The organism is Pseudomonas sp. B5(2017) (assembly GCF_002112825.1).
Classification (GTDB): Bacteria; Pseudomonadota; Gammaproteobacteria; order Pseudomonadales; family Pseudomonadaceae; genus Aquipseudomonas; species Aquipseudomonas putida_Z.
In genome coordinates this window covers 19,341-35,313 of record NZ_NEIR01000019.1, presented here as the reverse complement: position 1 = coordinate 35,313, position 15,973 = coordinate 19,341, and the positions used below count along the sequence as shown (strand labels likewise).

10 protein-coding genes and 1 pseudogene are annotated in these 15,973 nt (G+C 65.4%); 8 read left to right on the top strand and 3 right to left on the bottom strand.

What is annotated here, in order from left to right; genetic code table 11:
- Positions 1–343: 343 nt before the first annotated feature.
- Positions 344–1,018 (bottom strand): annotated as a pseudogene (locus tag CAG00_RS24545) (type VI secretion system Vgr family protein); the annotation flags it as partial.
- Between the two features lie 726 nt (positions 1,019–1,744).
- Between CAG00_RS24545 and CAG00_RS24540 the strand changes: the two are divergent.
- From CAG00_RS24540 to CAG00_RS24525, 4 genes are read left to right on the top strand one after another with little or no spacing between them, the layout of a single operon-like run.
- The gene (locus CAG00_RS24540) at positions 1,745–3,655 is read left to right on the top strand and encodes a sigma-54-dependent Fis family transcriptional regulator (RefSeq protein ID WP_085665548.1); all 1,911 of its coding nucleotides are present in this window, start codon (positions 1,745–1,747) and stop codon (positions 3,653–3,655) included.
- Position 3,656: 1 nt separating this feature from the next.
- The gene (locus tag CAG00_RS24535) at positions 3,657–5,390 is read left to right on the top strand and encodes an ABC transporter ATP-binding protein (RefSeq protein WP_085665547.1); all 1,734 of its coding nucleotides are present in this window, start codon (positions 3,657–3,659) and stop codon (positions 5,388–5,390) included.
- Positions 5,380–6,057, top strand: a complete 678-nt coding sequence (locus CAG00_RS24530; RefSeq protein ID WP_085665546.1) for a peptidase S8 and S53 subtilisin kexin sedolisin — start codon at positions 5,380–5,382, stop codon at positions 6,055–6,057. Before CAG00_RS24535 ends, CAG00_RS24530 begins: the two co-directional genes overlap by 11 nt.
- The gene (locus CAG00_RS24525; RefSeq protein ID WP_085665545.1) at positions 6,050–7,342 is read left to right on the top strand and encodes an NAD(P)/FAD-dependent oxidoreductase; all 1,293 of its coding nucleotides are present in this window, start codon (positions 6,050–6,052) and stop codon (positions 7,340–7,342) included. Before CAG00_RS24530 ends, CAG00_RS24525 begins: the two co-directional genes overlap by 8 nt.
- A gap of 606 nt (positions 7,343–7,948) precedes the next feature.
- Here the strand turns inward: CAG00_RS24525 and CAG00_RS24520 are convergent.
- Positions 7,949–9,262 carry a hypothetical protein gene (locus CAG00_RS24520; RefSeq protein ID WP_085665544.1) on the bottom strand — a complete coding sequence of 438 codons (1,314 nt, stop codon included), beginning with the start codon at positions 9,260–9,262 and terminating at the stop codon, positions 7,949–7,951.
- A gap of 152 nt (positions 9,263–9,414) precedes the next feature.
- The gene (locus tag CAG00_RS24515; RefSeq protein WP_085665543.1) at positions 9,415–10,908 is read right to left on the bottom strand and encodes an aldehyde dehydrogenase; all 1,494 of its coding nucleotides are present in this window, start codon (positions 10,906–10,908) and stop codon (positions 9,415–9,417) included.
- Positions 10,909–11,400: 492 nt separating this feature from the next.
- On the opposite strand from CAG00_RS24515, the gene peaA reads away from it, so the two are divergent.
- The 4 genes from peaA to peaD are packed head-to-tail and all read left to right on the top strand — an operon-like array spanning position 11,401 to position 15,925.
- Positions 11,401–12,966 (top strand): quinohemoprotein amine dehydrogenase subunit alpha, encoded by a 1,566-nt coding sequence (gene peaA / locus CAG00_RS24510; RefSeq protein WP_085665542.1) that lies wholly within the window; start codon positions 11,401–11,403, stop codon positions 12,964–12,966.
- Between the two features lie 49 nt (positions 12,967–13,015).
- Positions 13,016–14,446, top strand: coding sequence for a quinohemoprotein amine dehydrogenase maturation protein (gene peaB / locus CAG00_RS24505; protein ID WP_013972844.1), 1,431 nt, complete (start codon positions 13,016–13,018; stop codon positions 14,444–14,446).
- Position 14,447: 1 nt separating this feature from the next.
- Positions 14,448–14,771 (top strand): quinohemoprotein amine dehydrogenase subunit gamma, encoded by a 324-nt coding sequence (gene qhpC / locus CAG00_RS24500; protein ID WP_004375838.1) that lies wholly within the window; start codon positions 14,448–14,450, stop codon positions 14,769–14,771.
- 32 nt (positions 14,772–14,803) lie between these two features.
- On the top strand, positions 14,804–15,925 hold the full coding sequence (gene peaD, locus CAG00_RS24495) for a quinohemoprotein amine dehydrogenase subunit beta (protein ID WP_015270567.1): 1,122 nt from the start codon (positions 14,804–14,806) through the stop codon (positions 15,923–15,925).
- Positions 15,926–15,973: the final 48 nt, after the last annotated feature.

The window sequence follows — 15,973 nt, the reverse complement described above, 5'->3', positions numbered from 1 at the left end:
CAGTTGCTCCAGTGATCGCCACTGCCGGTCGTGGTCGCAATCGTTACCCGTCCCGAGGATGTTCCCCTGCTGGTAGCCAATGCGGGGGCCCTGGTCAGCAACAGGGGCTACACCTGCGGCAAGGAATACAGCTTGCTGGTGCTGAGCCATTTCTTGCTGGGTCTGGGCTGGTGGAACGACCCCGCAAGCGTATCGGTGTGGTCAATCCACCAGGTTCCCGGCCTTACCCAGGATGAGCGACTCGACATGCTGACCGTGCGGGCAGTAGCCCACCGTATGCAGTGGGAGGGTCAACTTACCCTTATGCATGACGTTACACGGCAGATTTTGCGCTTGCCCGATGATCACCACCGCTGTTGGCGCGGTACAGCACCTGGACGGGGCCGACGTCGTCCTCTTCAGGAAGCCCTTCATCGTCGTCTTCGCTCTTGATCGCGCCTCGGCTGATCTGCCCCAGCGCCAGCAGTCGGTCGGTGATGACCAGCAGGTGTTGTTTTGGCGTGTGCTCGAAGCGATAGATGAAACCCTCTTCATCCGCCAGGCGGGCGATGAAGTCGAGGTCTGTTTCACCGGCCTGTACGCAGAACTCGCGCACCTGATGGTCGCCAAAAATGTGCAACTCGAAATGAAGGATGCACTGGCGCTTGAGCATGATTTCGAGAATCTGCGGCACGGTTTTCTGCTGGAAGATTCGCCAGTTCGAACGCAACCCGCCGCGGGCCAGGAGGGGCTCGACCAAGGCATGGTAACGGGTGCGATAAAAGCCCGTTTCACCTTGGCTGAAGCTGCTTGTCACGCCGTGCACGTAGCGCAGTGGGCGTTCGTGCTGCCAGATCGTGAACAGTACCGGCTTGTCGAGCAACTTACCGAAGTCGACTTCATCTTCGTGACTGATCAGCTCCAGCTTCAACTGGAATGGTGCGCTGATGGCTTCGTCGAGTTCGAATGAAATCACCTCGAATTGAATGTCGCCAGCCAAGGGTTGAAAGCTGAAGCGCAGATCAGATTGTCGGTACATGGCGTGTTTTCCCTTGTTAAGAATTGCTCCGGTATCAGCCGTAGTCTTGGTGCAGATTGGGCCTGGGGTAAGGTTGATGGCGAGGGCGGACTTGCAGGGTAGGCGGCCTGCGGCGGGATTTAAATAAACAGGGTGTTGTTGTTTTTGGTTATAAGTAGGAACTTTCTGAAACTTGTAACTTAGTGTTTTTTCTTAGTTGTTGGGTTGGCCATGTAGTTGAGAACAAGTTGTACGCTGTTCCTGCAGGAGCGGCCTTATGCCCAGTTATTTCGTTTTATGGTGGCTAAGACAGCGCAGTACCTGTGGGAGCGGGCGCGCCCGCGAAGCAGACGACGTGGTGGATGGCACCGGCTTTGCCGGTGTTCGCGGGCATGCCCGCTCCCACAGGTACCGCGTGATCTCAAGTGCGATGCCATCCCTGTGGGAGCGGGTTTACCCGCGAATGGGGCGGTGCCGGGTGTCTGGCGGGCACCTGGGCTTTTTTGAAATCAAGCGGCAGCCGTGATCGAACTCGAGGGCCTCTTCGCGGGTGAACCCGCTCCCACAAAGCTTGCGCAAGCTTTCAGATCTTGAGCAAGGCGGTGCTCCTGCGTGTCCCTTTACGTAAACGTCACCATATGCCACCTTCTACCTCAGCCTGATGACGGCCAGGGATTTCTCCCGCACACTGCGGAAAATTCCCAAGCCCGTTCCCCGCCATCTAGCGGGGCACAGCCGGAGTAGAAAATGGCGCGACAACTAATAACAAACGCCCACGACCCGCTGCACGAATCCCGCCAGGCCCGCCTGAAGCTGGCCAGCGAAGGCGAGCTGCCACTGGGCATGCTGCGCGACGAGATCGATGCCTCCTGGCGCCGCAGCCTGGGCCATGGCCTGGACTGCCTGCAGGGCGAGCAGGTCGGCCTGGGCCTGGAGCAGGGCCACGACCTGCGCATGCTGCTGGAGCGCAACCGCCTGCTGGTCGACGCCGTTACCCCGGAACTGGACTACCTGGTCGCGCGCCAGGGCAAGGCCGGCATCGTCATCCTCGGCGACGCCCAGGCCAACGTCCTGGCCATCGAAGGGCAGAAGCACGTGCTGCAACGCGAAGGCCTGCGCGACCTGCACCCAGGCAGTTGCTGGAGCGAGTCATTGCGCGGTACCAACGCCATCGGCACGGCAGTGGTGGAAGGCCGGCCGACGCTGATCAACTGCGGCGAACACTATCTCGACCGTCTCAGCCCGTTCTCCTGCACTTCGGTACCCCTGCGCGACCCGCGCGGCGAGGTGATCGGCGTGCTCGACATCACCCGTGAAGGGGTGATGGCGCAACCACAGGACAGCCTGTCGACGCTGATGCTGGCGGCCGGCAACATCGAAAGCCGTATGTTTGGCCTGTGCCACCCGGAGCAATTGGTGCTGGCCTTCCACAGCCGCCCGCAATACCTCAACAGTGCCTGGCATGGCCTGCTGGCGCTGAGCCTGGACGGTGAAGTGCTGGCTGCCAACGACAGTGCCTGCCAGCTGTTGCAGGTGCCGCGCCATGAGCTGTTGGGCCGGCGCAGCAGCGACCTGCTGGGTGAACGGTCACCGGCCTTCATCGCCCGCCTGTGGCAGGGCGGGGTGAGCAGTGTGCAAACGGCCAAGGGCGAGTTCTACTTCCGCGCGCTGCAGTTGCCGCGCCACGGCCGGGTCAACGGCAGCACGCCGGTGAGCAAGCCGGCGCCGGGCAAGCAGTCGCCGGCGCTCGACGCCCTGGCCGGTGGCGACCCGCGCCTGGCGCGCAACCTGCGCATGGCCCGCCAGGGGCTGGGCAATGGCCTGCCGGTGCTGCTGCTGGGCGAGACCGGTACCGGCAAGGAAGTCGTCGCCCGGGCCCTGCACCAGGCCAGCCCGCGCGCCGACAAACCGTTCGTGGCCGTCAACTGTGCGGCCATCCCCGAAGGGCTGATCGAGTCCGAACTGTTCGGCTACCGTGAAGGCGCGTTCACCGGTTCGCGCCGGGGCGGCATGGTCGGCCGGCTGATGCAGGCCCATGGCGGCACGCTGTTCCTCGACGAAATCGGCGACATGCCGCTGGCGCTGCAGGCGCGCTTGTTGCGGGTACTGCAGGAACGGCGAGTGGCACCGCTGGGGGCGGGCGACGAGCAGGACATCGACGTGGCATTGATCTGTGCCACGCACCGCGACCTCAAGCGCCTGGTGCAGGAGCAGCACTTCCGCGAAGACCTTTACTACCGGGTCAACGGCGTGTCGCTGCGCCTGCCGGCACTGCGCGAGCGCGATGACCTGGCGGCGATCATCCAGGGGCTGCTGGACAAGTCCGATGCCCGGGGCGTGACCTTGGCCCCGGCCCTGACCGCGTTGCTCGAAGGCTTCGACTGGCCGGGCAACATCCGCCAGCTGGAAATGGTCGTGCGCACCGCGCTGGCCATGCGCGAGGACGGCGAGCAGGTGCTGACCCTCGACCACCTCACCGACTGCCTGCTGGACGAACTGGCCTGCGGCACCGCGCCTTCCGGCAGCCTCAAGGACAACGAGCTGGAGCTGATCCGTGGGGCCTTGGCGCGCCATCAGGGCAACGTGTCCGCGGCGGCCGAGGCGCTGGGTATCAGCCGAGCGACGCTGTACCGCAAGCTCAAACAGTTGCGCGGCTGACGTGGGCGGCCTGTTCGCCCGGCTGGTGGAATCCAGCGACCCTGTGCTCATGCGCCAGGCGTTGGCCTGGCTGTATGGTTTCGTGCGCCCCCATCGACGTGCCATCGGCCTGTTGCTCGGTTTGTCGCTGGGCGCCTCGTTGCTGGCGCTGGCGCAACCCTGGCTGGTCAAGACGCTGATCGACGAGGGGCTGCTGGCCAAGGACTACCAGACCCTCTGGCACATGGCCGCGATCATGATCGGCGCGGGCCTGCTGGGTACCGTGCTGGCCGGGGTCAACCGTTACCTGCACACGCGCTTGTCGGGGCGCATCCTGTTTGCCCTGCGCGACGACCTTTACCGCCACCTGCAGCAGCTGTCGCCGACGTTCTACGGGCGGCGGCGCATCGGCGACATCCTTTCGCGGCTGGATGGCGATGTGGCGGAAATCCAGCGCTTTGCCGTGGATTCGCTGTTTTCGGCGGTGTCGGCGGTGATCGGCCTGGTAGGCGCGGTGGTGTTGATGCTGATGCTGTCGTGGCAACTGTCGCTGCTGCTGGCGCTGCTGGTGCCGATCGAAGTGCTGTGGCTGCGCTGGATGCGGCGCAAGGTGGAGCGCGAAGTACGCAACCTGCGCGAACGCTCGGCGGATGTGTCGTCGTTCCTGGTCGAAACCCTGCCGGCGATGAAGTTCATCCAGGCCGCCGGCCAGCAAGGCCGCGAGGCGGGGCGCCTGGACCAGTTGGGCCAGGGCTACATGCGCCAGCTGCTCAAGGTACAGGTGACCGAATTCTTCACCCAGGCCATCCCCGGCACGCTGACCTCCTGGTGCCGCGCCTGCGCGTTCCTGGTCGGCGGTTGGTGGGTGATTCAGGGTACCTGGCAGTTGGGTGCGCTGATCGCCTTTTCCACCTACATGGGCATGGCGGTAGGGCCGGTGCAGAGCCTGCTGGGCCTGTACGTGGCGGTGCAGCGCATGGCGGTGAGCCTGGGGCGGGTGATGGAACTGAAGCAGGAGGCCGTGGCCGTGCGCCCGGCAGCCAACCCGCAGCCGGTGCCCGACGGCCCGGGCGAATTGCGCCTCGAGGGGGTGAGCTTTGCCCATGAAGGGCGCCAGGGCGCGGTGCTGAACGACGTGCAGGTGTGCGTGCCGGGAGGCCTGAAGGTGGCCATCAGCGGTGCCTCGGGGGTGGGCAAGTCGACCCTGATCGACCTGCTGCAGCGCTTCTACGACCCGGACGCCGGGCGCATTCTGCTGGACGGCACCGACCTGCGCGAACTGGACCTGGCCGCGTTGCGCCGGCGCATTGCGGTGGTCAGCCAGGATATCGTGCTGTTCCGCGGCACCCTGGCACAGAACCTGGCCTACGGCGTGCCCGAGGCCAGCCGTGAGGAGCTGGAGCGGGTGGTGCGCCTGGCGCGGCTGGACAGCCTGGTCGACAGCCTGCCGCTGGGCCTGGACGGCCTGCTGGGTGAGCGTGGCCAGCAGTTGTCGGGCGGGCAGAAACAACGCATTGCCATCGCCCGCGCGGTGCTGCAGGCGCCGGCGATCCTGGTGCTGGACGAGGCCACCTCGGCGGTGGACGAAGCTACCGAGCGCGAAGTGATCGCGGCCATCGACCAGTTGTTCGCCGGCCGCACGCGCATCCTGATCAGCCACCGTGCTTCGACCCTGGCCGATGCCGACCTGCACCTGCAGCTGCACGCCGGCCAGTTGCAGGTGCTGCCCGAGGAGGTGATCAAGCATGGGCACTGACGTGCGTGTTGGCGTGATCGACAGTGGTTGCACGCCGGAGCAGGCCAGCGCCTTGCTGGGCGCGCGCCGCTTCTGGCTGGAGGACGGCCAGTTGCGCGAAGGTGACATGCTGGCCGACCAGCTTGGGCACGGTAGCGCGGTGCTCGCCGGCTTGCAGCGGGAGGCCGGGCCGGTGCCCGTGCTGCTGGCCCAGGTTTTCGGCGCCCAGGCCAGCACCAGTGCCTTGCAGGTGGCGGCCGCGCTGCTGTGGCTGGTGGAGGCGGGGGTTACGCTGGTCAACCTCAGCCTTGGCCTGCAGCAGGACCGGCCTGTGCTGCACCAGGCCTGTGCCGAGGCTTTGGCCGCGGGTGTGCTGTTGTGCGCCTCCAGCCCGGCCCAGGGCGGGCCCGTGTACCCGGCCAGCTACCCCGGGGTGATCCGGGTTACCGGCGATGCCCGCTGTGCACCGGGCCAGTGGTCCTGGCTGGGTACCCGGCAGGCGGACTTTGGCGGTTATGTGGGGGCGGGCGGCAGGGCGGGCGCGAGCCTGGGCTGTGCGGCCCTGAGTGGCAGGATCGCTGCGTTGCTGCGTGATGAGCCGGGCATGGGCCACCAGCAGGTTCATGATTGGTTGCGCCACCACGCGGCGTTTACCGGTCCCGAGCGACGAGGTGCCGGCCATGGCTGAGCCACGCATCGTGGTGCTGGGGGCAGGCCCTGCGGGTGCGGCCTCGGCCATTGGCTTGCGGCGGCTGGGCTATGCGGTGACGGTGGTGTCCGAGTGGCGCCGGTTCGCCGCGGTCGAAGGGGTTTCGCAGCGGGTGCTGGATGGTCTGCGCCACGCCGGCCTTGGCGGGGCGTTGAGCCAGGCGGCGATGCCGGCGACTCGGCAAGTGCACTGGAACGGCCAGCAGCTGCACCTGAATCAGGAGTTTCTGCTGGATCGGCAAAGGTTTGACCGGGCGCTGCGCGACGACCTTCAGCGTGCGGGTGTGAGCGTGGTCGAGGGGCGGGTGCGTGAGGTGGTTCGCGAAGTCGGTCATGGCATTCGCCTGGATGACGGGCAGGTACTGCAGGCCGATTTCCTGGTCGAAGCCCGAGGCCGCCAGGCCCCGCTGGCTGCCGACCGACTGCGCGGGCCGGAGACGGTCAGCTTGCTGAATGTCTGGCAGGCCGCCCCCGGGGCGCCCGCGTCGGCGGTGGAGAGCCTGGCGGATGGCTGGGCGTGGATGGCGCGCCTGGAAGACGGCCGCTGCTACTGGCAAGTCACCCTGGACGCCGCAGGGCTGCCGGGCAAGGCCGGGTTGGCGGATTATTGCGCGGCGCGGCGAGCCGACAGCGCGCTGGTGGCCGAGCTGTTCGATGCCAGGGCATTGGCGCCGGCAGAGGTGCATGCGCGCAGCAGTACCGCGATTCTGGCCGGTGAGTGCGTCGGGCAGGACTGGATACGCGTGGGCGATGCCGCGATGGCCGTTGACCCACTGTCGGGCAACGGGATCTTCCAGTCGCTGTCTTCGGCGCTGCAGGCGCCGGTGGTGATCAATACCTTGCTGCGCAGGCCCGAGCGGGCCGGGTTGGCGCGGCAGTTTCACCAGCAGCGGATCGAACAGCTGTTTTTGCGTTTTGCCCGGATCGGGCGGGATTTCTATGGGCAAGAGCAGGGGCGGGTGGGGCAGCCGTTCTGGGCGCGGCGGCAGGGGTGGCCGGACATGCAGGCATTGCACGTGGCGCCGGACTGGAGCGCGGTGAGGGTCGAGCGGCGGCCGGTGTTGCGTGACGGGCTGGTAGATGAGGCCGAGGTGGTGGTGACGGCGGATCAGCCGTTGGGGGTGTGGCATTTGCAGGGGGTGGAGCTGGCGCCGGTGGTGCGGAGGCTGCGTAGCGGCCGACCTCTCGAGGCAGTGTTGTCAGGCCTGCCAGGGGAGCAGCAGATGATGGTGCGGCGGTGGTTGTTGGAGCAGGGCTTGGCTTGAGATTGCCGGGGCCGCTTTGCGGCCCTTTCGCGACACAAGGCCGCTCCCACAGGTCTGCACAAACCTTGATGGCAGCGCGGTACCTGTAGGAGCGGCCTTGTGTCGCGATGGGCTGCGCAGCAGCCCCAGGATTTCGAATCAGAAAAAAGTCCCGACGATCAGTCCCGGTATTCCCGCAGGGGGGAGCAGCAGATGATGGTGCGGCGGTGGTTGTTGGAGCAGGGCTTGGTTTGAGATTGCCGGGGCCGCTTTGCGGCCCTTTCGCGACACAAGGCCGCTCCCACAGGTCTGCACAAACCTTGATGGCAGCGCGGTACCTGTAGGAGCGGCCTTGTGTCGCGATGGGCTGCGCAGCAGCCCCAGGATTTCGAATCAGAAAAAAGTCCCGACGATCAGTCCCGGTATTCCCGCAGGGGGGAGCAGCAGATGATGGTGCGGCGGTGGTTGTTGGAGCAGGGCTTGGTTTGAGATTGCCGGGGCCGCTTTGCGGCCCTTTCGCGACACAAGGCCGCTCCCACAGGTCTGCACAAACCTTGATGGCAGCGCGGTACCTGTAGGAGCGGCCTTGTGTCGCGATGGGCTGCGCAGCAGCCCCGAGATCTCGAATCAGAAGAAAGTCCCGACGATCAGCTGCATATAGGTCCCGGTATCCCGCCCGCCCAGCTGCGTCCCACCATTGGCCGCGCTGCGTTCCGGCTTGTAGAACCCTACCAGCGGGCTGATCAGCAGGTGGTCGTTGACCATCCATTCCAAATACAGGTCCAGCTCCCGCCCGCCCAGGTTGCCCTGGTCGGTGTCCAGCGTATCGAAGTCGAAGTACAGCGCGCCGACGGTCAGGTTGTCCCGTGGCTTGCCCTTCAGCGCCACGTGGTGCACCTGGCTGTTGCTGTTGAACGGCCCGGCATAGTTGGCTGCCACCTCACCCTGGAACCAGGTGCCATAGCCACGGCTCAGGCCATAGAACAGCGGGTCGAAGTCTTCGGAAAAGCGGCTGTAGCGGTAGGTGGCGGTGGGGGACCAGGGCAGTTCGGAAAAGGTCCAGTTGCCTTCCAGGTACCAGGCGTTCTCCCGCCCGCCGGTTTTGTCCTGGGTCACGTACTCGGCGGCCAGCTCCAGGTCTTTCACCCCCAGGTTGCCACGCCCGCGCAGGCTGGCGGTGTCCATGCCGTCGCGGTGTTCCAGGCCCATGATCTGCGCGTAGCGCTGGTCCACGTCGAGGCCGCGGATCCAGCTCAGGCCGACGGTGCCCGCGTCGGCGACGTGCTCCAGGTTGGCCACCGCCAGCGAGGTGTCGGCCTGGTAGTGGTTGTCGGACTTCAGCCACATCAGGTCGCTGCGCCAGCCTTGCTTGCCGCCCAGGCGCAGCACGGCGGTGCGGTCGAAGGCCTTGCGTGCGGCCAGGTAGTAGGCGCCGCCGCGGTCGAAGTTGGCGCCCAGGTCGACCTTGCCCAGGTTCACCGGGTCGCCCTGGATCAGGAAGCCGTCGCCCAGGGTCACCACCTGGCGGCCGCCGGAAATGTCCACGCCGTCTTCGCCCAGGGCCGGGAACAGGTTGGCCGAGCGCCAGCCCAGGTACAGGTCTTCGATGGCGGTGCGGCGCTCGTCACCCAGGGTCAGGCCGGCGGCATCGCCGTCGCCCCAGGTGGCGGAGCTGAGCAGGTTGAAGGCGCCGTAGAGCGCGCCGCTGTCGGCCAGGGCCTGGCTGCCGCTGAGGCCATATTTGACGTAGCCTTCCTGCCAGGCGGTACTGCCGGGCTTGCGGTTGCCGGCCAGGTTGAAACTTTCGTCGCTGTGGAAGGCGCCGAACAGGGCTTCGAGGTCGGCGTTGAGGGTGGTGCCGTCGTGGTTGTACAGCTCGTAGGCCTGGGTGACCGGGGCGGCGAACAGCAGGGCCAATGTGCAGGCGAGTTTGTGCCTCATGGTGTGCTCCATGTTTTTGTTGTTGTTTTCGGGTTGCCTGTGCCGGCCTCTTCGCGGGTGAACCCGCTCCCACAGGGACCCCACAGTGTTCAGGCCTGTGGTGATCCTGTGGGAGCGGGTTTACCCGCGAAAGGGCCGGTACAGGCTGAAGATCAGAGCTTGATCAACACCGACTTCAGCTCGGTGTAGTGCTCGATGGCAGCCGCCCCCATCTCACGGCCGACGCCGGACATCTTGTAGCCGCCAAAGGGCAAGGCAGGGTCGAGGGCGCTGTGGCAGTTGACCCACACCGACCCCGACTTGATGCGTGGGATCATCCGGTGCACGGCGGCCAGGTCGTTGGACCAGATGCTCGCACCCAGGCCATAGGGGTTGTCGTTGGCCATGCCGATCACTTCGTCGATGTCATCGAACGGCATCGCCACCAGCACCGGCCCGAAGATCTCTTCCTGCACCAGGCGGTGGCGCTGGTCGACATCGACGATCACTGTCGGCTTGACGAAATAGCCCGGCCCGAAGCCTTCGCCACCGCAGGCAATGGTCGCGCCCAGCTCGCGGCCAAGCTCGATGTAGCCGGTGACGCGGTCCTGCTGCTTGGCCGAGATCAGCGGGCCCATCTGCACCGCCGGGTCCAGGCCGCTGCCCAGCTTCATGCCGTTGGCGATGCCGGCGATGTCGGCCACCACGTTGTCGAAGTGCTTGCGGTGCACGTACAGGCGGGACCCGGCACAGCACACCTGGCCCTGGTTGAAGAAGATCGCCGTAGCCGCGCCGGCGGCGGCTTCCTGCAGGTTGGCGTCGGGCATGACGATGGTCGGCGACTTGCCGCCGAGCTCCAGGGTGACGCGGGTCATGTTGTCCATGGCCGCCTTGCCGATCAGCTTGCCGACCTCGGTGGAGCCGGTGAAGGTCAGCTTGTCCACGCCGGGGTGGCGGCTGAGTGCGGCACCAGCGTTCAGGCCGGTGCCGGTGACCACGTTGAACACGCCAGCCGGGTAGCCGGCTTCGTCCACCAGCTCAGCCAGCTTGAGCACGCTCAGCGGTGTTTCGTCGGCGGGCTTGAGCACTACGGTGCAACCGGTAGCCAGGGCCGGGCCGAGCTTCCAGCAGGCCAGCAGCAACGGGAAGTTCCAGGCGACGATGGCGCCGACCACGCCCACTGCCTCGCGCCGCACGAAACCATGGAACTGGTCGTTGGGCATCAACGGCATCGAGGCTTCGACGGTGCTACCCTCGATCTTGGTGGCCCAGCCGGCCATGTAGCGCAGGAAGTCGATGGCCAGTTGCACGTCCATCACCTGGGCAACGGCGGCGCTCTTGCCGTTGTTCAGGCATTCCAGTTCGGCCAGCTGGCGGGCGTCGCGCTCCATCAGGTCGGCCAGGCGCCACAGCAGGTTCTGCCGATCGCGTGGGCGCAGGCGGCTCCACGGCGAATCATCGAAGGCCTGGCGCGCGGCGCGCACGGCGCGGTCGACATCTTCGGCCTCGGCGGCGGGCACTTCACCCAGTACCTCGCCAGTGGCCGGGTTGCGGAACGACAGGGTGCGACCGCTGGCGGCGTCCTGCCAGTCGGCGCCGATGCGCATCTTCAGCTTGCGTTCGAGAAAGGCGCGGGTGGCGGGCAGGATGGGCAGTTCGGAAAGCATGGGACGGTGCCTCTTGTCATTGGATGTGACAGGCATAGGCGCAATGGGCGTGCCAAGGTCGATAGATGGCCGCAAACCCTTGAGCGGGTTGGGTTTTGTCCTGGTGCAAGGTTGGAATTGCAGGGTTGCGCTGTTGCACATTGAGACGGTGTGAGACGGTGGTGAAACAGTAAAAGCGGGGGCCGCTGTGCGGCCCTTTCGCGACACAAGGCCGCTCCTACAGGCCGTACGCGATCCCTTGTAGGAGCGGCCTTGTGTCGCGAAAGGCCTGCGCAGCAGGCCCAGTGTCTCAAGGTGAAACACTCAGTCGCGGAATGGGACGCTCAAAGAAGCTGTCCTTGCATTGCCATTATCCGGTAATTGACCTCAATGGCCTGATTTAAAACACTTTTACATCACCTGGCACAGTTCCTGTATCACAACCGTCACATGCACACCTGCTGTACCAAAGCGTGCGAAAACGATAAGAACAACAACCGTGGAGGTCTGACCTTGAAGACGACTCGACTCCGGCGGCATGCGGGCAAACTGGCGCTGGTCGCCGCCGCGCTGCTGAGCACCCAGGCCATGGCGGCCGAGCAGGGCCCGAGCCTGTTGCAGAACAAGTGCATGGGGTGCCATATCCCCGAAGGCAACGACACCTACAGCCGTATCAGCCACCAGCGCAAGACGCCGGAAGGCTGGCTGATGAGCATCGCCCGCATGCAGGTGATGCATGGCCTGCAGATCAGCGACGACGACCGCCGCACCCTGGTCAAGTACCTGGCCGACAAGCAGGGCCTGGCACCCAGCGAAACCGATGGCGTGCGTTATGCCATGGAGCGCCGGCTGAACACCGTCGAGCAGTTCGACACCCAGCTCAGCGAAACCTGTGGCCGTTGCCACTCCGGTGCCCGTGTCGCCTTGCAGCGGCGCCCGGCCAAGGAGTGGGAGCACCTGGTCAACTTCCATCTCGGCCAGTGGCCGTCCCTCGAATACCAGGCCCAGGCGCGTGACCGCGACTGGCTGCCGATCGCCCTACAGCAAGTGGTGCCCGACCTGGCCAAGCGCTACCCGCTGGAAAGCGCGGCGTGGGCCGAATGGCAGAAGGCCAGGCCCAAGGCCGATGCGCTGCCGGGCCAGTGGGCATTCAGCGGCCACATGCTGGCCAAGGGCGATGTACGCGGGGTGATGAGTGTCACGCCTGACCAGGGCGATACCTTCAAGGTCGAGGTCAAGGGCGCTTATGCCGACGGCACGCCGTTCAATGGCAGCGGTTCGGCGATCCTCTACAACGGCTATGAATGGCGTGGCAACGTCAAGGTCGGCGACGCCAACCTGCGCCAGGTGTTCGCCGCGCTGGATGGCGAAATGAAGGGCCGCATGTTCGAGGCCGAGCACGATGAGCGTGGCCTGGACTTCACTGCGGTGAAGGAGGGCAAGGCGCGCCTGCTGGCGGTACAACCGGCATTCATCAAGGCCGGTGGCGAAAGCGAGATCACCCTGGTCGGCAGCGGCCTGGCCGGCAAACCGGACCTGGGCGCTGGCGTGGAAGTGACCGAGGTGCTGGAGCAGACCCCAACCCTGGTACGGGTGAAGGCCCGCGCCGCGGCCGATGCCAAACCCGGCCAGCGCGAAGTCGCCGTAGGGGCGCTCAAGGGCGTCAACCTGGCGGTGTACGACAAGGTCGAGGAAGTGAAAGTGGTGCCGACGTTCTCCATCGCCCGCATCGGCGAGAACGGCGCCTCGGTGCCCAAGGTGCAGGGCCGCTTCGAGGCCGAAGCCTGGGGCAAGGACGCCAATGGCCAGCCGCTGCGCATCGGCTACCTGCCGGCCAGCTGGAAGGTCGAGCCGTTCAACGAGCGTGCGGTCGAGGACGAAGACGTCAAGTTCGCCGGGAAGATGCAGGCCGATGGCGTGTTCGTGCCAGGCGGTGCCGGCCCCAACCCGGAGCGCAAGATGATGACCAACAACGCCGGCAACCTGAAGGTCATCGCCACCCTGGCCGACGGTGGCCAGACTGGCGAAGGGCACATGATCGTCACCGTACAGCGCTGGAACAACCCGCCGCTGCCATAACGGCAGGTGGCGTACGGTTTTCCAACGGATCGATTATCGGGAGGTCGCCATGGGCGCGCTACTGAACCTGGTCGAACGCAACCTGCATGAAGTGCAGGTCGACGCCGACCGCATGCTGTTCCATATCCCCAGCAGTTCGCTGTTCACCGCCGACGCGGTGACCGGCGGCATCATCGACACCCTGCGCCAGCAAGGCTGCTCGGCCGAGGAGCTGATGCAGCGCCTTGGCCAGCAGTTTGCCGGCAGCGATATCCAGGACACCCTGCGCGAGCTGATCGCGCTGGAGCTGGTCAGCGACGGCTCGCCGCTGACCCCGGAAATCGCCCTCAAGCAGGTCGAGCGCACGGCGCTGAACACCGTGGTGCTCAACGTCAACACCGGCTGCAACCTCAGCTGCACCTACTGCTACAAGGAAGACTTGGACAAACCGTCCGCGGGCAAGAAGATGAGTACCGCCACCGCCGAGGCTTCGGTGGAGATGCTGCTCAAGGAGTCGCCCGACGAGCAGCGCTACAGCGTGGTGTTCTTTGGTGGCGAGCCGCTGTCCAACCGGCCACTGATCGAGCACATGGTCGCCTACTGCGAGCGGCGCTTCGCCGAGGCCGGCAAGCAGGTGGAGTTCATCATGACCACCAATGCCACCTTGCTCACCGAAGAGATCATCGACTGGCTCAATGCCCACCGCTTCGGCCTGTCGATCAGCATCGACGGCCCCAAGACCGTGCACGACCGCAACCGCATCACCGTGGGCGGGCAGGGCACCTATGACGTGGTGCGTCGCAAGGTCGACATGCTGCTGTCGCGCTACCACAGCCGCCCGGTGGGCGCGCGGGTCACGCTGACCCGTGGCATCACCGACGTCGAGACCATCTGGAACCACCTGTTCAACGAACTGGGCTTCGCTGAAGTCGGCTTTGCCCCGGTCACCTCCGGTGACATGGCCAACTTCAACCTCACCGGCGAAGAACTGGTGCAGGTGTTCGCCAACATGAAGGCGCTGGGCCGGCGCTACCTGGAGGCTGCGCTGGAGCACCGCAACATCGGCTTCTCCAACCTGCACCAGCTGATCACCGACATCCACGAAGGCCACAAGAAGGCCCTGCCGTGCGGCGCCGGGCTGAAGATGCTGGCCGTGGACCATGAGGGCGAGCTGAACCTGTGCCACCGCTTCACCGGCTCCAGCCTGCCGACCTTCGGCAATGTGCACCAGGGCGTGAAGCAGGCGCAGCTCAACGACTTCCTGTCGCAGCGCCTGGACCGCAGCAATACCGGCTGCGACAGCTGCCGCATCCGCAACCTGTGCTCCGGCGGCTGCTACCACGAAAGCTATGCCCGCTATGGCGACCCGCAGCACCCGACCTACCACTATTGCGAACTGATGCGCGACTGGGTCGACTTCGGCATCGAAGTCTACAGCCGCATCATGGCCGCCAACCCGGCCTTCATCGATCGCTACATCACCCCGCGGAAGGCGCACTGACATGAAGCACTTGAAGCCCCTGAACAACAAGGCGCGCATCCTCGAGCAGGCCGCCGCCGAAGACCGCGTCGAAGAAGTCATGGCCATGAGCGCAGTGGCGGGCTGCACCGCCACCACCGACCCGGGTTGGGAAGTGGACGCCTTTGGTGGCGTGAGCTCGCTGTGCCAGCCGATGGAGGCCGACCTGTATGGCTGCTCCGACCCTTGCTGGTGGCCGGCCCAGGTGCCGGACATGATGAGCACCTACCAGGACTGGAACGCCCAGGCGAGCAACTCGGCGGAAGACTGGCGCAACCTCGGCACCGTGTTCCCGAAAGACAAGTGACCGGCCCAACAAGAATGACAAGGGGAAACCGCATGAAAGCTGGACGCTGCGCGTCACTCGCGCTCACCATCGCCGCCACGGCCTGTGCCGGGCTGGTACAGGCCGCCGACACCGGGCCGGCGCTGAAGGCTGGCCACGAATACATGATCGTGACCAACTACCCGAACAACCTGCACGTGGTCGATGTGGCCAGTGACACGGTGTACAAGAGCTGCGTGATGCCCGACAAGTTCGGCCCCGGCACCGCGATGATGGCGCCGGACAACCGCACCGCCTACGTGCTCAACAACCACTACGGCGACATCTACGGCATCGACCTGGACACCTGCAAGAACACCTTCCACGCCAACCTGTCCAGTGTGCCGGGTGAGGTGGGCCGGTCGATGTACTCGTTCGCCATCAGCCCGGACGGCAAGGAAGTGTACGCCACGGTCAACCCGACCCAGCGCCTGAACGACCACTACGTGGTCAAGCCACCGCGGCTGGAAGTGTTCAGTACCGCCGATGGCCTGGAGGCCAAGCCGGTGCGCACCTTCCCGATGCCGCGCCAGGTGTACCTGATGCGTGCGGCGGACGATGGCAGCCTGTACGTCGCCGGGCCGGACATCTACAAGATGGACGTGAAGACCGGCAAGTACACAGTGGCCTTGCCGCTGCGCAACTGGAACCGCAAAGGCTACAGCGCCCCGGACGTGCTGTACTTCTGGCCGCACCAGAGCCCGCGCCACGAGTTCTCGATGCTGTACACCATTGCCAGGTTCAAGGATGACAAGCAGGACCCGGCCACCGCCGATCTGCTGTATGGCTACCTGAGCGTCGACCTGAAGACCGGCAAGACCCACACCCAGGAATTTGCCGACCTGACCGAGCTGTACTTCACCGGGCTGCGTTCGCCAAAAGACCCGAACCAGATCTACGGCGTGCTCAACCGCCTGGCCAAGTACGACCTCAAACAGCGCAAGCTGATCAAGGCGGCGAATCTGGACCACACTTACTACTGCGTGGCCTTCGACAAGAAAGGCGACAAGCTGTACTTGGGCGGCACCTTCAATGACCTGGCGGTGTTCAACCCGGATACGCTGGAGAAAGTGAAGAACATCAAGTTGCCGGGTGGGGACATGTCCACCACTACGCCGCAGGTGTTCATCCGTTAAACCGGTGTTGCTTTCTTCGCGGGTAAACCCGCTCCCACAAGGACCTCC